This window comes from Leifsonia sp. NCR5 (assembly GCF_002105485.1).
Lineage (GTDB): Bacteria > Actinomycetota > Actinomycetes > Actinomycetales > Microbacteriaceae > Leifsonia.
In genome coordinates, this window is the sequence record NZ_NCSR01000009.1 from 30,783 (window position 1) to 47,725 (window position 16,943).

General features: G+C 71.4%; 16 protein-coding genes. 11 read left to right on the forward strand and 5 right to left on the reverse strand.

Going from position 1 to position 16,943, the window contains the following annotated elements; genetic code table 11:
- Position 1: 1 nt before the first annotated feature.
- The gene (locus B7438_RS09335) at positions 2–460 is read left to right on the forward strand and encodes a hypothetical protein (protein ID WP_085369282.1); all 459 of its coding nucleotides are present in this window, start codon (positions 2–4) and stop codon (positions 458–460) included.
- A 50-nt stretch (positions 461–510) separates the two neighbouring features.
- Here the strand turns inward: B7438_RS09335 and B7438_RS09340 are convergent, their stop codons facing one another.
- The 3 genes from B7438_RS09340 to B7438_RS09350 form a co-directional block, all read right to left on the reverse strand.
- Complete coding sequence (locus tag B7438_RS09340) at positions 511–843, reverse strand: peptidase (RefSeq protein WP_085369283.1); 333 nt, start codon at positions 841–843, stop codon at positions 511–513.
- Positions 840–2,057 carry an inorganic phosphate transporter gene (locus tag B7438_RS09345; protein WP_085369284.1) on the reverse strand — a complete coding sequence of 406 codons (1,218 nt, stop codon included), beginning with the start codon at positions 2,055–2,057 and terminating at the stop codon, positions 840–842. The genes B7438_RS09340 and B7438_RS09345 overlap by 4 nt, the downstream gene beginning before the upstream one ends.
- Positions 2,058–2,180: 123 nt before the next feature.
- Positions 2,181–2,768: a TetR/AcrR family transcriptional regulator gene (locus B7438_RS09350; RefSeq protein WP_085369285.1), complete on the reverse strand. Its 588-nt coding sequence runs from the start codon at positions 2,766–2,768 to the stop codon at positions 2,181–2,183.
- A gap of 76 nt (positions 2,769–2,844) precedes the next feature.
- On the opposite strand from B7438_RS09350, the gene B7438_RS09355 reads away from it, so the two are divergent.
- Positions 2,845–5,238: an MMPL family transporter gene (locus B7438_RS09355; protein WP_085369286.1), complete on the forward strand. Its 2,394-nt coding sequence runs from the start codon at positions 2,845–2,847 to the stop codon at positions 5,236–5,238.
- A gap of 1 nt (position 5,239) precedes the next feature.
- Here the strand turns inward: B7438_RS09355 and B7438_RS09360 are convergent, their stop codons facing one another.
- On the reverse strand, positions 5,240–7,804 hold the full coding sequence (locus tag B7438_RS09360; protein ID WP_085369287.1) for an RNA helicase: 2,565 nt from the start codon (positions 7,802–7,804) through the stop codon (positions 5,240–5,242).
- Positions 7,805–7,886: 82 nt separating this feature from the next.
- On the opposite strand from B7438_RS09360, the gene B7438_RS09365 reads away from it, so the two are divergent.
- The 9 genes from B7438_RS09365 to B7438_RS09405 are packed head-to-tail and all read left to right on the forward strand — an operon-like array spanning position 7,887 to position 16,564.
- Complete coding sequence (locus tag B7438_RS09365) at positions 7,887–9,413, forward strand: molybdopterin-dependent oxidoreductase (protein ID WP_085369288.1); 1,527 nt, start codon at positions 7,887–7,889, stop codon at positions 9,411–9,413.
- A 49-nt stretch (positions 9,414–9,462) separates the two neighbouring features.
- Complete coding sequence (locus B7438_RS09370) at positions 9,463–10,605, forward strand: ThiF family adenylyltransferase (protein ID WP_085369289.1); 1,143 nt, start codon at positions 9,463–9,465, stop codon at positions 10,603–10,605.
- A gap of 4 nt (positions 10,606–10,609) precedes the next feature.
- Positions 10,610–11,857 (forward strand): gephyrin-like molybdotransferase Glp, encoded by a 1,248-nt coding sequence (gene glp / locus B7438_RS09375; RefSeq protein WP_085369290.1) that lies wholly within the window; start codon positions 10,610–10,612, stop codon positions 11,855–11,857.
- Complete coding sequence (moaCB, locus tag B7438_RS09380) at positions 11,854–12,933, forward strand: bifunctional molybdenum cofactor biosynthesis protein MoaC/MoaB (protein ID WP_218775155.1); 1,080 nt, start codon at positions 11,854–11,856, stop codon at positions 12,931–12,933. The genes glp and moaCB overlap by 4 nt, the downstream gene beginning before the upstream one ends.
- Positions 12,930–13,343 (forward strand): molybdenum cofactor biosynthesis protein MoaE, encoded by a 414-nt coding sequence (locus tag B7438_RS09385; protein WP_085369292.1) that lies wholly within the window; start codon positions 12,930–12,932, stop codon positions 13,341–13,343. Before moaCB ends, B7438_RS09385 begins: the two co-directional genes overlap by 4 nt.
- A 48-nt stretch (positions 13,344–13,391) precedes the next feature.
- Positions 13,392–13,796, forward strand: coding sequence for a molybdopterin-binding protein (locus B7438_RS09390; RefSeq protein ID WP_085369293.1), 405 nt, complete (start codon positions 13,392–13,394; stop codon positions 13,794–13,796).
- Positions 13,797–13,828: 32 nt separating this feature from the next.
- Positions 13,829–14,638 (forward strand): molybdate ABC transporter substrate-binding protein, encoded by an 810-nt coding sequence (modA, locus tag B7438_RS09395; protein WP_085369398.1) that lies wholly within the window; start codon positions 13,829–13,831, stop codon positions 14,636–14,638.
- Position 14,639: 1 nt separating this feature from the next.
- Positions 14,640–15,476, forward strand: coding sequence for an ABC transporter permease (locus tag B7438_RS09400; protein ID WP_085369294.1), 837 nt, complete (start codon positions 14,640–14,642; stop codon positions 15,474–15,476).
- Between the two features lie 23 nt (positions 15,477–15,499).
- Positions 15,500–16,564, forward strand: coding sequence for a sulfate/molybdate ABC transporter ATP-binding protein (locus tag B7438_RS09405; protein ID WP_085369399.1), 1,065 nt, complete (start codon positions 15,500–15,502; stop codon positions 16,562–16,564).
- A 20-nt stretch (positions 16,565–16,584) separates the two neighbouring features.
- On the opposite strand, the gene B7438_RS09410 is transcribed toward B7438_RS09405, so the two are convergent.
- Positions 16,585–16,920 (reverse strand): hypothetical protein, encoded by a 336-nt coding sequence (locus B7438_RS09410; protein WP_085369295.1) that lies wholly within the window; start codon positions 16,918–16,920, stop codon positions 16,585–16,587.
- Between the last annotated feature and the right edge of the window lie 23 nt (positions 16,921–16,943).

The window sequence follows — 16,943 nt, forward strand, 5'->3', positions numbered from 1 at the left end:
TGTGCACACGACGAGGACACGCAGCGCCGCCGGAACGCTCGGCGCGCTTGTGCTCGTCGCCGCCGCCCTGTCCGGATGCGCGCCCGTGGTGCGCTCCTGCCCGAGCTGGGCGGATTTCTCCGACCCGGACGCCGCATACCGGCAGGCCGACGTCGTCGTCGTCGGACACGTCGCCGGGCGGGACGGCACCATCGGGACCCAATTCGGCGACGTGCGCGCATACCGGTTCGAGGTCGAGGATGCGGTCAAGGGCGGCGAATCCGGAACCGTGGTGCGGATCGGATCCCGCGCGGACCCGTGCGACGGCGGCGACGGATACACCGGCGGCGACGCGCTGGCGGGCGCGGCCGACCGCGTCATCGTGTACGCGATGAACGACACCGGCGGCCTGGTCACCCTCACCCCGAGCCAGGGCGGGACGGCCCTTCCGGATGGCGCTCCCCTGCCCTTCGATCGCTGACCCCTCGTGCGCGACCCGATAGGTCGCGCGGCGGCGACAGCGACGGGCGCCTACTGGTGGAAGAACGGGATGATCAGGTACAGCCCGTACAGCACCGCGAGGCCGCACCCCACGAAGCAGGCGTACGCGCCGGTCAGCGCCCAGCGCTTCTGCGCGTCCGAGAGGGGGTTCTTCTTGCGGGCCTTCGCGGCCTTCTTGAGGGCGCGCGCCGCCTCCTCCGGGGAGATGACGGTGATCGCGTCGGTGAACTCGACCGGCTCCACGAACAAAGCCCGGCCGGCGACGGCGAGGAGGCGGGTGCCGAGGGCATACAGGCTGACGACGACGCACGCGCCGACGATGGATGCTGCGAAGACGATCAGGAAGGCGACCCAGTCGATCATGCTGATTCCTTCTCCTTGCCGCGCGGCTTCTTGAGCGGCTTGACCTTCTTGATCTTGACGGCGCGACCGGACGCTGCGACCTCGCTGACACCCTGCACCGGGGCGGGGGCGACCGCGTTCTCGCTGTCGACCTTGTTGCGGTTGGACAGCCAGAAGATGAGCACGATCACGATGACCGCGGCGATCGCGTCGACCGCGAGGCCGATCGGGCCGAGGCCGACGAGCCAGGCCGAGACGGCGCCGACGATGCCGGCGGCCGGGAGGGTGAGCAGCCAGCCGAGGGCGATCCTGCCCGCCGTGCCCCAGCGCACGGACGCCCCGCGGCGGCCGAGGCCGGAGCCGATCACCGAACCGGATGCGACCTGCGTGGTGGAGAGGGCGAAGCCGAGGTGGCTGGAGGCCAGGATGGTCGCCGCCGTGCTCGTCTCCGCCGCGAAGCCCTGCGCGGGCTTGACCTCGGTGAGGCCGCGGCCGAGCGTGCGGATGATGCGCCAGCCGCCCGAGTATGTGCCGATGGCGATGGCGAGCGCACAGGAGATGACGACCCAGAGCTCCGGGCCCGAGCCCGCCGCCTGCGCACCGGAGGCGATCAGCGTGAGGGTGATGACGCCCATCGTCTTCTGCGCGTCGTTCGTTCCGTGCGACAGCGCCACCAGGGAGGAGGAGAAGATCTGTCCGTAGCGGAAGCCGCCGCGACCATCCGGGCGGCCGTCGTAGCGGCGGGTGATCCAGTACGCGAGCTTCGTGGCGCAGTACGCCACCACACCGGCCGTGACCGGGGCGATCACCGCGGGCAGGATGACCTTGTCGAGCACGACCACGAAGTCGACCGAGCCGAGCCCTGCGCCGACCAGGGCTGCACCGATCAGGCCGCCGAACAGGGCGTGGCTGGATGACGACGGCAGGCCGAGCAGCCAGGTCACCATGTTCCAGATGATGGCGCCGACCAGACCGGCGAAGATCAGCTCCGGCGTGATCTGCACGCCACCGTCGCCCTCCCGGATGATGCCGCCCGAGATGGTCTTCGCCACCTCGGTCGACAGGAACGCGCCGACGAGGTTCAGGACCGCAGCGAGAGCGACCGCGACCTTCGGGCGCATCGCACCGGTGGCGATGGGGGTGGCCATGGCGTTCGCTGTGTCATGGAAGCCATTGGTGAAGTCGAAGAACAGGGCCAGCGCGATGACCAGCACGACGATGAGGGTGAGATCCACCGGTTTCTTTCTCGTCTCGGGACACAGTCCGCCCCGCGGAAGTTCATCGGGGATTCATGCAAGTGACCTGGCGCTGTTAGGCAACCACGAAGATACTCACACGGCTGGCGGGCGAGGTCAACTTCACCGGGAGCCGACCGGACGGGGACCGAGGACGAGATCGACCAGGCGTTCCGCGAATCCGGGGTCGGAGGGCGCTCCGGCCAGGGCGCGGAAGATCAGCGCGCCGATGACCGTCTCGCTCACGTCGTCGATCGGGAGGTCGGCGCGCAGCTCTCCCGACGCGCGCGCATCCCGCAGTCTGGTGGCGAACAGGCGGGGGTCTGCGAGGGATTCGCGCAGCCTGCTCCCGACGTCGGCGTTGGCCGTCGCCGCGGCGATGAGCGACCGGAACAGGGCCTCCCCCGTCGCGCTCTCGAGCACGCTCAGCACCTCGGTGAGCCAGGAGGTGAGGTCGTCCCGGAGGTCGCCGGTGTCGGCCAGGACGAAGCGCTCCGGCAGCAGCATCCCTTCGAGCAGGCACTCCGCGATCAGTTCGCTCTTGCCGGACCACCAGCGGTAGACGGTCTGCTTGCCGACGCCGGCGCGCGCGGCGATGCCCTCGATGCTGAGGTGGTCGTAGCCGCGTTCGGCGAACAGGGCGGCCGTGGCGTCGAGGATGGCGAGCCGAGCCGCTTCGCTGCGGGGAGCCCCTCGTCGTCCTTCCGGCATGGCTCACAGCTTACCTGCATATTTCGAGACGGACCGTTGCGTATTATCGACGCGGACGCCACGAAAGGGATGCGACATGGCCGAACTGCTCTACCGCCTCGGGAAGTTCTCCGCACGACGCGCCGGGCGGGTGATCGTGGCGTGGATCATCGTGCTCGGCATCGCCGTCGGCGGGTTCCTGATCGGTTTCAAGGGGCTCGCGACGAGCTTCGACGTGCCGGGCACCGCATCCGGGGCGGTCGTGGACGAGCTGATGAAGAAGCTCCCGGACTTCGCGGGCGCCTCGGGGACCGTGGTGTTCCAGAGCAAGGACGGCTCCGCACTCTCCGACGCGCAGCGCAAGGACATCAGCGCCCTCGTCGCCGACGCGGACGGCCTTCCGGACGTGTCCGGCGTCAACGACCCGTTCAGCACCGAGAAGGAGCGGGCGGACCGCCAGGCGCAGGTCGCAGACGGCACCACGCAGCTGGATGCGGCGGCGGCACAGCTCGACGCCGGGCAGCAGCAACTGGACGCGGCGAAGCAGCAGCTCCAGGCCGCCGGCCTGCCGACCACGCAGCTCGACGCACAGCAGCAGACCATCGACGCCAACCGCGCCACCGTCGAGGCGAAGCAGAAGGAGCTCTCGCAGGGCGCCGAGCTGCTGAAACTGTCCGACGGCATCCGGGTGGTGTCGAAGGACGGCGCGACGGCGCTCGTCAACGTGTCGTTCACGAAGCCCCGCCTCGAATTGTCCGAGGACTCCAAGCAGGCCGTCATCAAGCACTTCGAGGCGAAGCCGATTGACGGCGTCACGGTCTCGTTCTCCACCGATATCGCCCAGGGTGTCCCGCAGATCGTGGGTGTCGGCGAGGCGGTCGGCGTCGTCTTCGCCGCGATCGTGCTGGTGGTGGTGCTCGGCTCACTGGTCGCGGCGGCACTCCCCCTGGTGACCGCGCTGTTCGGCGTCGCCGTCGCGGCGCTCGGGTCGCTCGCGTTCTCCGGGATCGTGGACATGGCGTCCGTCACGCCCGTGCTCGCCATCATGCTCGGCCTCGCCGTCGGCATCGACTACTCGCTGTTCATCGTGAAGCGGCACAGGCGGCAACTGCTGGAGGGGGCGGAGCCGCACGAATCGGTGGGCCTCGCGAACGGCACCTCCGGCAACGCTGTGGTGTTCGCCGGCACGACCGTCGTGGTCGCCCTGCTCGCGCTGAACGTCACCGGCGTCCCGTTCCTGGGCCTGATGGGCACGGTCGGCGCCGTCGCGGTCGTGCTCGCCGTTCTCATCGCGATCACGCTGACGCCCGCCGTCCTGGGCCTCCTCGGCACCCGGCTGCTCTCCAAGCGCGCCAGGACGAAGGTGGGGACGGTGCACCACGACGACAGCACCGTGAAGCCGATGGCGACCTGGCGCGCCGTCGTCACGGTGATCGCGACCGCCGCCGCCCTGCTGGTGGTGGCCGTCCCGGCCCTGTCGATGCGTGTCGGCCTGCCGGACGGCTCCTCGGAGCCCGTCGGATCGACCACGTACAACGCGTTCGAGCAGACCGCCGACGCGTTCGGGGACGGCGCCACCGGCCCGCTGCTCGTCACCGCGAACGTCCCGGCCGGCCTCGCGGACGACAAGGTGACCGCGACCCAGCTCGACGTCGCCCGCACCCTCGCCGACCAGAAGGACGTGGTCGCCGTCGCGCCGATCGCGGTCTCCGACGACCACCGGCTGATGGCGTTCCAGGTCATCCCCACCGAAGGCCCGAACAGCGTCTCCACGGAGAAGCTCGTCGGCGCGCTCCGCTCACTCGGCACGATCGACGGCGACATCACGCTCGGCGTCTCCGGCCAGACCGCGATCAACCTCGACATCTCGCAGAACCTCGCCGACGTGCTGCCGCTCTACCTGGTGGTCGTGGTCGGTCTGTCCCTGCTGATCATGATCCTGGTGTTCCGCTCGCTGCTGGTGCCGCTCATCGCGACGGGAGGCTTCATCCTGTCGCTGTTCGCGACATACGGAGCCATCACCGCCCTGTTCCAGTGGGGCTGGGGAGCGGACGCCCTCGGCATCCACACCGGCCCCATCCTGAGCTTCCTCCCGGTGATCCTGGTCGGCATCCTGTTCGGCCTGGCGATGGACTACCAGCTGTTCCTGGCGTCCGGGATGCGCGAGGCGTACGTGCACGGAGCCTCCGCCCGCCTGGCCGTCACGAAGGGCCTCCGGGCCGGACGCACCGTGGTGATCGCGGCGGCCCTCATCATGATCTCGGTCTTCGGCGGCTTCGTCTTCAGCGAGTCGACGATGATCCGCTCGATCGGCTTCGGCCTCGCCTTCGGCGTGCTCGTCGACGCCTTCGTGGTCCGGATGCTGCTGATGCCTGCCCTGATGCACCTGCTCGGCCGCTCGGCCTGGTGGCTGCCGCGATGGCTCGACAAGGCGCTGCCGAACGTGGACGTGGAAGGGGCTGCGCTGGAGCGGCGGCACCACGTGGGGTGAATTACAGCCGCCCCACGCCCGTCACCGACACCACCGCCACGCCCGCCTCCGCGGATGCGGCCAGCAGCACCTCGGCACTGATGCCCCAGTCGTGGTCGCCGGCCGGGTCGGCGAAGATCTGGCGCACCTTCCAGATGCCGTCTGTCGCCGCTGCCGTCTCGTCGACGATGATCATGGCGGCCGAGCGGGCTGCTGCGTCCGTGCCGATCTCGTCGTGCTCGGCGTAGTAGGCCTCCAGGGCCTCGTCCCAGTCGAGTTCGGTGAAGGTCGGGGTGGCGAGTCCGGCGAGAGCTGCGGCCTCCACTTCGACCGCCCCGAGGTCCTGCACCTTGTCGAGTGCCGCCAGCTGCACGCGGCGGAAGAGTTCATTGCGCACCAGCACGAAGAACGCGCGCCGGTTCGTGGTGACGTTGCGGGGCGCGGGAGGCGCCAGCTCCCCTGCAGACGCCGCGTGCGCCGCAGCATCCGGATGGATGAGCTCCTCCCACTCGTCCAGCAGGCTCGAGTCGACCTGCCTGACCAGTTCGCCCAGCCACTCGATCAGGTCGCGGAGGTCGTCGGTGCGGAGGTCGGCGGGCACCGTCTGGCCGAGGGCCCGGTATGCGTCGGACAGGTAGCGGAGCACCACGCCCTCCGAGCGGGCGAGCTTGTAGAGGGCGATGTACTCGCCGAACGTCATCGCGCGCTCGTAGAGGTCGCGCACCACCGATTTCGGGCTGAGCTCGAAGTCGGCCACCCACGGCTGGCTGGCCGCATAGGTGGAGAATGCGGCGGCCAGCAGTTCGGCGTGGGGCTGGGGATGCGTGACCTGCTCCAGCGCCTCCATCCGGTCGTCGTACTCCACACCGTCGGCCTTCATGGCCGCCACCGCTTCTCCGCGCGCCTGGAACTGCTGCGCGGACAGCACCGGCCGCGGGTCGTCGAGGGTCGCCTCCACCACCGAGACGATGTCGAGCGCGTATTCGGGGGCCTCTGGATCGAAGAGCTCGAACGCGGCGAGCGCGAACGGGGACAGCGGCTGGTTGAGCGCGAAGTTCGGCTGCAGGTCGACGGTCAGCTGGATGCGGCCGTCCACGTTCTCGACGACGCCAGCGGTGAGCAGTGAGCGGTAGAGGCCGAGGGCGCGCCTGGCGAGGGCGAGTTGCCGTTTCCACGGCTCGTGGTTGTCGAAGACCAGCGCGCGGACGTGCTCGAACACGTCGCCGCCGCGGGCGATCACGTTGATGAGCATGGCGCTCGTGATCTGCATCGAGGAGGTCAGCGTCTCCGGCTCGGCCTCGATCAGCTTCCTGAACGACGGCTCTCCCCAGGAGACGAAGCCGTCCGGCGCCTTCTTGCGCACGATCTTGCGGCGCTTCTTGGGGTCGTCGCCCGCCTTCTCGATGGCTTTCAGGTTCTCCGTCTCGTGCTCGGGCGCCTGGGCCACGACCGTTCCCGCCGTGTCGAAACCGGCCCGGCCCGCACGCCCGGCGATCTGGTGGAACTCGCGGGCGTTCAGCTGGCGCATCCTGGTGCCGTCGAACTTGGTGAGTGCCGTCAGCAGCACCGTCCGGATGGGGACGTTGATGCCGACGCCGAGGGTGTCGGTTCCGCAGATGACGCGGAGCATCCCGCGCTGGGCGAGCTGCTCGACCAGCCTGCGGTATTTGGGCAGCATCCCCGCGTGGTGCACGCCGATGCCCTGGCGCAGCAGCCGGGAGAGCGTCTTGCCGAAGGACGTGGTGAAGCGGAACTCGCCGATCAGCTCGGCGATCGCATCCCGTTGCTCCCTGCTAGCGATGCGCGCGCTCGACAGGGCCTGCGCGCGTTCGAGGGCGGCCAGCTGGGAGAAGTGGACGATGTAGATGGGCGCCTGGCCGGTGCTGAGCAGGTCTTCGACCGTCTCGTGCACCGGGGTGAGCTCGTAGTAGTAGTGCAGGGGCACCGGGCGCTCGACGCCGGTGACCGTCGCGGTCTCCCGTCCGGTGCGGGCGCCGAGGTCGTCGGCGAGCGCCGTCACGTCGCCGAGGGTCGCGGACATGAGCACGAACTGCGTGCGCGGAAGGGTGAGCAACGGCACCTGCCACGCCCAGCCGCGGTCGGGGTCGGAGTAGAAGTGGAACTCGTCCATCACGACCTGGCCGACCGGGGTGTCTGCTCCGTGCCGGAGGGCGAGGTTCGCGAGGATCTCCGCCGTGCAGCAGATGATCGGAGCATCGGCGTTGACGGCCGAGTCCCCGGTCATCATGCCGACGTTCTCCGCCCCGAAGATCTCCACCAGCGAGAAGAACTTCTCCGACACGAGCGCCTTGATCGGTGCGGTGTAGAAGCTGCGCTCTCCGCGGGCCAGCGCGGCGAAGTGCGCCGCGACGGCGACGAGCGACTTGCCCGTTCCTGTCGGTGTGCTCAGGATGAGGTTCGCCCCGGCGACGATCTCGATCACCGACTCGTCCTGGGCCGGGTACAGGCTGATGCCGCCCTCCTCCACCCAGTCCACGAACGTGTCGTAGATGGCGTCGTCGTCCAGGCTTGCTGGACCGGTGTAGCCGGGGATCGTCCCGACGCGGAGCTGACTGCGTTCTGACATCGTGCGTCAAGCCTCCCACGGCAGGATGCGGCGCGGGTGCAGCACTCGACTCGGTCCCAGCTTGCGGCCATACTCTCGGCGCATGGTGTCGTTCTGGCGCTCGGCGTCGACCGGGGTGGCGAGTGTGCTCGCCGGTGTGGGGGCCGGCGAACTGGTCAGCGCGTTCCTGGTGCAGAACGGCAGCCCGGTGCTCGTGGTCGGCGCCCTGGTGATCGACCTCGTCCCCGCCTGGCTGAAGGAGGGCGTCATCGCCCTGTTCGGCACGGGAGACAAGGCCGTGCTGGTGATCTCGCTCGGCATCGTGCTGCTGGTCGCCGGAGCCCTGGCGGGCTGGCTGGAGCTGCGCAGGCCGCCGCTCGGGCGCATCCTGATCGGGCTGGGAGGCGCGTTCGGCGTGCTGGCCGCGCTCACCCGGTCTGGGGCAGGATTCCTGGATGCTGTCCCGTCGGTCGTGACGGCCGGTGTCGGCATCCTCGTGCTCGGGTCGCTGGCCAGGATGCTGCGCGGCACCGTGCCGAGCAGGATCTCGCCGGACGGCGCCGTGACCAGGCGCCGCTTCGTGACCGCCACCGCCACCACGGCCGCCGCGGGTGCGCTGGCCGTGGTCGTCGGGCAGGTCGTGGCGACCGGGTACCGCACGGCAGCGGCGGCGCGCGCGGCGTTCCACCTGCCGAAGCCCGCGGTCGCTGCCCCGCCCATCCCGGCCGGCGCGTCGTTCGACATCGCCGGCCTCTCCCCCGTCGTCACCCCCAACGCCGACTTCTACCGCATCGACACCGCCCTGCAGATCCCCGGCATCGACCCGTCCTCCTGGAAACTGCGCATCACGGGCATGGTCGAGAACGAGGTCGAGCTGAGCTTCGCCGACCTGCTGAAGCTGCCTCTGGAGGAGTCGACCACCACCCTCACCTGCGTCTCCAACGAGGTCGGGGGCGACCTGATCGGCAACGCCACCTGGCTCGGCTACCCCATCCGGCACCTGCTGGCCCGCGCGAAGCCGAAACCGCAGGCGGACATGGTGCTGTCGAAGAGCCAGGACGGCTGGACGGCGAGCACGCCGATCGAGGCGCTCACCGACGAGCGGAACGCGATCCTGGCGGTCGGGATGAACGGGCAGCCGCTCCCTCTGGAGCACGGCTACCCGGTGCGGATGGTCGTGCCCGGCCTCTACGGATACGTGTCGGCCACCAAGTGGGTGGTCGAGCTGAACGTGACCAGGTTCGACGCGGTCACCTCGTACTGGACGGACAGGGGCTGGTCGCAGCGCGGACCGGTGAAGCTGTCGTCGCGGATCGACGTTCCCGCGTCCGGCCGCCAGGTCGCGGCCGGAACGGTGGCCGTCGCCGGTGTCGCCTGGTCGCAGCACGTCGGCGTGAGCGCCGTGCACGTCCAGATCGACGGCGGCGAATGGCACGAGGCGACACTCGCCGACGCGATCTCGGCCGACACCTGGCGGCAGTGGAAGTACGCGTGGGCCGCGACGAAGGGCTCGCACACCATCCGGGTGCGGGCGACGGATGCGACGGGCATGGTGCAGACCTCGCGGGTCGCCGATGTGGTGCCCGACGGGGCCACCGGGCTGCACAGCATCCAGGTCACCGTCTCCTGAGCAACCGGCCGACTGAGTGACCGTCCCCTCCGCAAGCGATACTGGGCTCATGGGGATTCCTCCGCTCGTCGCACCAGGACCAGACCTCTCGCCGGACCGCGAGGCCCGCTACGCCCGCACCGCCCAGCTGCCCGGCTTCGGGATGCTCGCCCAGCGCCGCATCCGGAACTCCCGCGTCCTCGTGGTCGGCGCGGGCGGGCTCGGCGCCGCTGTGCTCCCGTTGCTGGCCGCGTCGGGCGTCGGAACCATCGGCATCGTGGACAACGACAGGGTGGAGCGGAGCAACCTGCCGAGGCAGACCGTGCACACCCCGGCCGACGTCGGGCGCGCCAAGGTCGATTCCGCGGCGGACGCCGTGCGCGCTCTGGACGCGGAGACCGAGGTGGTGCTGTTCCGCGAGCGGCTGACCGCGCAGAACGCCGAGCGCATCCTGGCCGGGGTCGATCTGGTGCTCGACGGCAGCGACAACTTCCCGACGCGCTATCTGGTGAACGACGCCGCCGTGCTCGCCGGCGTGCCCGTGGTGTGGGGCGCCGTGCACCAGTTCGGCGGCCAGGTGGGCGTCAGCTGGGCGGAGCACGGACCGCACTACCGCGACCTGTTCCCTGTGCCTCCGGAGCCCGGCAGCGTCGCCAGCTGCGCGGAGGCCGGTGCGCTGCCGTCGGTGTGCGGGATGATCGGCAGCGTGATGGTCAGCGAGGCGATCAAGCTCGTCACGGGGACGGGGACGCCGCTCATCGGCCGGGTGCTCATCCACGATGCGCTGCGCGGCGATGTGCGCGAGCTGGCGTACGAGCGCGACCCCGCCGCCGCGCCGATCACCGGCCTGATCGACTACGACGCGTTCTGCGGACTGACCGACGCCGTCGCCCACTCGATCAGCCCGGCCGAGCTGCACGCCAGGCTCCTCGCCGGCGAACCGCACACGCTGCTCGACGTGCGCGAACCGTGGGAGGCGGACATCGCCGAGATCCCCGGCTCTCTGCTGGTTCCGCTGGGCGTCGTGCTGGACGACGCGGAGGGCGTCGCTTCCCGGCTGGGCGACGACCCCATCGTGATCGTCTGCCACCACGGCATCCGGGCGGAGACGGCGAGGAAACGGCTGGTGGAGGCGGGAGCATCCGGGATCGTCCTGTCCGGGGGCATCGACGCCTGGGCACGAGACATCGACGCCGACCTGGCGCGATACTGAGACCATGACGCCACCGCGCACGGTCGAGGAGCACGCAGAGACCATCGCCCGGCTGGTCGAGCCGTTGCTCGCCGGGGGAACGACGGAGCGCCTGCCGCTCGCGGAGGCCGCCGGGAGGGTAACGGCCGCCGCCGTGCGCTCCGACGTGGACCTGCCGCTGTTCCGCAACTCGCAGATGGACGGGTACGCCGTCCGCTCCTCCGACATCCGGAACGTCCCCGTCGCGCTCGAGGTCAGCGGCGACATCCCGGCCGGGCACACCGTTCCGGTCATCCTCACGCCGGGGACGGCGCTGCGGATCATGACCGGCGCGCCGGTGCCGAGCGGAGCGGACACGATCGTCCCGGTGGAGGACACCGACCTGGTGCTCGGCCGCGACGACGACCTGAGGGGCGCCGTGGTCACGATCGGCCGGTCCCGCCGCCCGGGCGAGTACGTGCGCGAGCGGGGAAGCGACCTGCGCAGGGGCGACGTGCTGGTCGAGGCGGGGGTCCGGCTCGCCGCGCGCCACCTGGCCGCGCTGGCGGCTGCGGGGGTGGAGGCCGTCGAGGTGCGACAGCTGCTGCGCGTCGGCATCCTCACGACCGGCGCCGAGCTCGTGAGTGCCGATAAGGGCAGCGCCGAAAAGGGCACGGACGGGACGCCCGCCAGGTTCGGCCAGGTGTTCGACGCCAACGGCATCGCGCTCGCCGCGCTGGTGCAGGAGTCCGGCGCGGTCGTCTCGGTGCGCACGGCGACGAGCGACGACCACGACGAGTTCGAGCGGGCGCTGATGGATGCGGTGGGCGCGAGCGACCTCGTCGTCACCTCCGGCGGCATCTCGAAAGGCGCGTACGAGGTGGTGCGGGAGGTGCTGCAGCCGCACGGAGCCGAGGTGGTGACCGTTGCGATGCAGCCGGGCGGCCCGCAGGCCACGGCGGTCGTCGCGGGTGTGCCCGTGCTGTCGTTCCCCGGCAACCCGGTGAGCACGCAGGTGTCGTTCACGGTGTTCCTGCGCGACCTGCTGCGTGCCTCCGCCGGGCTCGCCCCCGCGGGCGTGGAGACCGCGCAGCTCTCGGCCGAGCTGCGGTCGGTGGTGGGGAAACGGCAGTTCCTGCGGGGCAGGCGGCTGCCGGACGGCACGGTCGAGCAGGTGGCAGGGCCGAGCTCGCACCTGGTGGCCGCGATGGCCAGGGCGGACGTGCTGATCGACGTGCCTGCGGAGACGGAAGCGCTCGCGGCGGGCGACGACGTGACAGTGTGGACTCTATGAGCGGGGATGCTGTGGGAACGGGTGCTGCGGAGTCTGGTGCAGCGGGGTCTGGTGCTGTGTCACGGCTGAGCCACCTCGACGGCGACGGGCGCGCCAGGATGGTCGACGTCGGCGGCAAGCCGGAGACCGATCGGGAGGCTGTGGCGCGCGGGCGCGTCGTCACCCGGTCGGACGTGGTGCGGCTCGTCCGCGCCGACGACCTCCCCAAGGCCGACGTGCTCGCCACCGCGCGGCTCGCCGGGATCGGCGGGGCGAAACGCACCTCGGAACTGATCCCGCTCTGCCACCCGCTTCCGCTGTCCGCGGTGGACATCGAGTTCTCGCTCGACGCGGAGGCCGGGGTGATCGACATCCAGGCGACGACCCGCACGCACGGACGCACCGGAGTGGAGATGGAGGCGCTGACGGCGGTGGCGGTGGCCGGCCTCACGCTGCACGACATGATCAAGGCCGTCGACCCCGCTGCGACGCTGACCGACGTTCAGCTGCTGTCCAAGAGCGGCGGCAAGCGCGGCGAGTGGCGGAGGGAGGATGCGGAGGCGGAGCATGCGGGCGCACCGGCCCACGCAAGCGGCGACACCGCGACCGCATCCACCGCATCCACCGCATCCACCGCCATCGTCATCGTCTCCTCCACTCGCGCCGCCGCCGGGGAGGCCGAGGACACCACCGGCCCGGTGATCGCCGCGTGGCTGGCCGAGCGTCGCCTTCCCGCCGAGGTGCGCGTGGTCGCGGACGCCGACATCGCCTCGGCCATCCGGGATGCACTGTCCGCCCGCCCCGCCGTCCTCCTGACCACCGGGGGCACCGGCGTCTCCCCCACCGACCGCACGCCGGAGGCGACCGCCGCCGTGCTCGACAGGACACTGCCCGGCGTCGCGGAGGCCCTGCGCGCCCGCGGTGCTGCGCACACGCCGCTCGCCGCCCTGAGCAGGGGCGTCGCCGGGGTCGCGGGTGGAACGGTCGTGGTGAACCTGCCCGGTTCGCGCGGCGGTGTGTCCGACGGACTCGCCGTGCTCGACGACCTGCTCCCCCACCTGCTCGACCAACTGCGCGGAGGCGACCACACCCGATGAGCGACGTCTACGCCTCGATCAGCGCCGACCCTCTCGACGGCACGGCGGTCGACGAGTTCGTCTGGCGGGCCGAGTCCGGCGCCGTCGTCTCCTTCCAGGGCATCGTGCGCGACCACGACGGAGGGCGCAGTGTCGTCTCGCTCGACTACCGGGCGCATCCGGAGGCCGAGCGGTTCCTCCGCGAGTGCTGCGAGGAGATCGCGTCGCGGACGGGACTCAGGGTCGCCGCGGAGCACAGGGTCGGCTCGCTGACCATCGGAGACCCGGCGCTCATCGCCGCCGTCGCGGCGCCGCACCGGACGGAGGCGTTCGAGGCCTGCGCCGCTCTCGTCGAGCTGATCAAGGCGCGCGTGCCGATCTGGAAGCGCCAGCACTTCGCCGACGGCGTCTCCGAGTGGGTGGGACTCTAGCCCCAGATCCGCGTGCGCAGACGCAGATGCGGCGCTATCGTGTGTTTTGTGCCGCAGATTCGGATAAAGGACGCCGCGCTCTACCTCGGGGTGAGCGACGACACCGTGCGCAGATGGATCGACGCCGGGACGCTCGGGAGCGCGTCGGACGGCGCGGGCCGCACCGTGGTGGACGGGCTCGAACTCGCCCAGCTCGCGAAGCAGAATGCGGTCCTTCCCGCTGACCCGTCCGGCGTCGCGCGCTCGGCCCGCAACCGCTTCGTCGGACTGGTGACCGGCATCGTGATGGACACCGTGATGGCCCAGGTGGAGCTGCAGTGCGGCCCACACCGGGTGGTGTCGCTGATGAGCAGCGAGGCGGTGCGCGAACTGGGGCTCGAACCCGGCTCGGTCGCCGTCGCGGTCGTGAAGGCCACCACCGTCATCGTCGAGACCCCCATCGGGAAGGACTGACCGTGCCCAGACGACCGACCGTGCACCGACGACTGACCGTGCACCGACGCTCCATCGCAGCCATCGCGGCAGCGGCACTCGCCCCCGCCCTCCTGCTCTCCGGATGCGCGGCCTCCTCCGCGACGCAGCCCACCGCATCCACGGGGTCGGCGTCGGCGGATACGGTCGACGGCACGGTCACCGTGTTCGCGGCCGCATCGCTGACGTCCAGCTTCACCGCGCTCGGGAAAGCGTTCGAGTCCGTGCATCCCGGGGCGAAGGTCACCTTCAGTTTCGCCGGGTCGTCCGACCTGGTCTCGCAGCTGACCGAGGGCGCCCCCGCCGACGTGTTCGCGTCGGCGGACGAGGCCAACATGGCGAAGGCGGTCACGGCGAAGCTTGCGGACGGGAAACCGGTCGACTTCGCCACGAACGTCCTCGCCATCGCCGTCCCTCCCGGCAACCCGGCGAAGATCACCGGGTTCGCCGACCTCGCGAAGCCGGGGGTGAAGACCGTCGTGTGCGCTCCGCAGGTGCCGTGTGGGGCCGCGACCGCGAAGGTGGAGGCGTCGAGCGGGGTGACGCTCACGCCGGTGAGCCAGGAGTCGTCGGTGACCGACGTGCTCGGCAAGGTGGAGTCTGGTGAGGCGGACGCCGGGATCGTCTACGTGACGGACGTGAAGGGAGCGGGCTCGAAGGTCGCATCCGTCGCGTTCCCGGAGGCGTCCGGCGTGGTCAACACGTACCCGATCGTGGCGGTGACCGGGGCGCCGAACCCGAAGGGGGCCGCGGCGTTCGTCGACTTCGTCACGGGCGGGAAGGGCCGCGCCGTGCTCGCGGCCGCCGGGTTCGGTGCGCCGTAGCGTGGCGTCGTCCCCGCGCCGCCTCGACGTGCCCGGCTGGATCGTCGCGCTGGCGGTGCTCGGCGGCCTGTTCGTGCTGCTGCCGCTGGTCGCGATGCTGCTGCGGGTCGACTGGGGCGAGTTCATCCCGCTGATCACGTCGCCGTCGTCGCTGGATGCGCTCTGGCTGAGCCTGCGCACCTCGCTGGCCGCGACCGCGCTCTGCGTGCTGCTGGGGGTGCCGATGGCGACCGTGCTGGCGCGGGTGCCGTTCCGCGGGCAGCGGGTGGTGCGCGCGGTGGTGCTGCTGCCGCTGGTGCTGCCGCCGGTCGTGGGCGGTCTGGCCCTGCTCTACCTGTTCGGCCGGCGCGGCCTCCTCGGCGGCGCGCTGGACGTGGCGTTCTCGACGACGGCGGTGGTGCTGGCGCAGACGTTCGTCGCCCTGCCATTCCTGGTGCTGAGCCTGGAGGGTGCCCTCCGCACGGCGGGAACCCGGTTCGAGGCGGTCGCCGCGACCCTCGGAGCGCGGCCGGCGACGGTGCTGTTCCGGGTGACGCTGCCCCTGGTGCTTCCGGCGCTGCTGTCCGGCGCGATCCTGTCGTTCGCCCGCGCCCTCGGGGAGTTCGGCGCGACCCTCACCTTCGCGGGCAGCCTGCAGGGCGTCACGCGCACCCTTCCGCTGGAGATCTACCTGCAGCGGGAGACCGACCCGGATGCGGCGGTCGCGCTCTCGCTGGTGCTGATCGCGGTGGCGGTGGTGGTGGTCGCGGTGGCGCACGGCGCCGGCGAGCCCGGACGGCGGCGGCTGCGGGCGGTCGGTGGGTCTGCCCGCCGGTCGGAGCGGGCGGCGGCGCGGTGAACGGCGTCGACTCCACCGTCCAGATGCGCGCGACTCTGTCCGAGCGCAGGACCGACATCGACCTCAGCGTCGCAGACGGACAGACCGTCGCCGTGCTCGGCCCGAACGGCGCGGGCAAGTCCACCGTGCTCGGGATGCTCGCCGGGCTCGTCCGCCCCGACACCGGCCGGGCGACACTCGGCGGCGACGTGCTGTTCGACCTGCCCGGCGCCTGGACCCCACCGCACCGCCGCGGGGTGGCTCTGCTCGCGCAAGAGCCGCTGCTGTTCCCGCACCTGACCGTGCGGCAGAACGTGGAGTTCGGTCCGCGGGCCGGACGCGCATCCCGGGTCGACGCGCGGGGCGTCGCCGATGGCTGGCTGCGCTCCGTTGGTGTGGAGGCGTTCGCCGACCGCCGCCCCGACGAGCTGTCCGGCGGGCAGGCGCAGCGGGTCGCCGTGGCCCGCGCCCTCGCCGCCGAACCCCGGCTGCTGCTGCTCGACGAGCCGCTGTCTGCGCTCGATGTCGCCGTGACCGGCGAGGTGCGGCAGACACTCGCGCGAGTACTTGCCGGGCGCACGGCCGTGATCGTCAGCCACGACGCGCTCGACGCCTACCTGCTCGCCGATCGGGTGATCGTGATGCACGACGGCCGCATCGTCGACGACGGACCGACCAGAGACGTGCTCGACCGCCCCCGCCGCGCGTTCACCGCCGAGCTGACCGGGGTGACGCTGCTCACCGGGCGGCGCAGCGCATCCGGGATCGTCACCGACGACGGGACCGCGCTGGACGGAACGGTGCTCGACGGAACGGTGCTCGACGGAACGGCCACCTCCCCCGCCCCACCCATCGGCTCACGGGTCGCCGCCGCCGTTCGGCCGTCGACCGTGCGGGTGCTCCGCGCGCTCGATCCCGCGCCGGACATCCCGAACCGGCTCCCCGCGACCGTGCGCGACCTGGAGCCCCGCGGCGACCTCGTGCTCGTGCGCACCGACAGCCTGCCAGCGCTGGTCGCGCCGTCGGTCGTCGCCGACCTCGCCCTGATGCCGGGCACCCAGGTCACCGTCGCGGTCGATCCCGCCGACCTGCCCGTCTACGCCCTCTGACGCGCGCCGACGCCCGCGGCTCAGGAGCCGATCTGGAAGCCGTTCATGGCGTTGCCGCCGTTCGGGTTGCGGGACGGGAGCGGGTCGTCGAAGCGCAGGTTGGCCTTGCCCGGCTGGCTCGACGGGGCGACGCGGGTGCGCACCGCCGCGACGATCGCCACGATCATGGCCGCCAGCAGCACCAGGCCGGCCGCCGCGAGCGCCCAGCCCGCCGCGTCGCCGAAACCGATCATCACGATCCCGATCGGCCCGGTCAGCCATGCGGCGACCCCGGCGACGATCGCCGCCACGATCAGCAGCGCAACCCTCCGCCGACGCCGCTGCACCGCAGCGAATTCGTCCATCAGCGTGCTCATCGCGCACCTCCCCTGCTCAGCCC

Bases quoted from the DNA above. Each gene is read 5' to 3' on its own strand.
- glp (WP_085369290.1), top strand. From the start codon at position 10,610: ATGACGCCACCGCGCACGGTCGAGGAGCACGCAGAGACCATCGCCCGG.
- B7438_RS09365 (WP_085369288.1), top strand. From the start codon at position 7,887: ATGGTGTCGTTCTGGCGCTCGGCGTCGACCGGGGTGGCGAGTGTGCTC.
- B7438_RS09370 (WP_085369289.1), top strand. From the start codon at position 9,463: ATGGGGATTCCTCCGCTCGTCGCACCAGGACCAGACCTCTCGCCGGAC.
- moaCB (WP_218775155.1), top strand. From the start codon at position 11,854: ATGAGCGGGGATGCTGTGGGAACGGGTGCTGCGGAGTCTGGTGCAGCG.
- B7438_RS09385 (WP_085369292.1), top strand. From the start codon at position 12,930: ATGAGCGACGTCTACGCCTCGATCAGCGCCGACCCTCTCGACGGCACG.
- B7438_RS09360 (WP_085369287.1), bottom strand. From the start codon at position 7,804: ATGTCAGAACGCAGTCAGCTCCGCGTCGGGACGATCCCCGGCTACACC.
- B7438_RS09410 (WP_085369295.1), bottom strand. From the start codon at position 16,920: ATGAGCACGCTGATGGACGAATTCGCTGCGGTGCAGCGGCGTCGGCGG.
- B7438_RS09350 (WP_085369285.1), bottom strand. From the start codon at position 2,768: ATGCCGGAAGGACGACGAGGGGCTCCCCGCAGCGAAGCGGCTCGGCTC.
- B7438_RS09405 (WP_085369399.1), top strand. From the start codon at position 15,500: ATGCGCGCGACTCTGTCCGAGCGCAGGACCGACATCGACCTCAGCGTC.
- B7438_RS09355 (WP_085369286.1), top strand. From the start codon at position 2,845: ATGGCCGAACTGCTCTACCGCCTCGGGAAGTTCTCCGCACGACGCGCC.
- B7438_RS09340 (WP_085369283.1), bottom strand. From the start codon at position 843: ATGATCGACTGGGTCGCCTTCCTGATCGTCTTCGCAGCATCCATCGTC.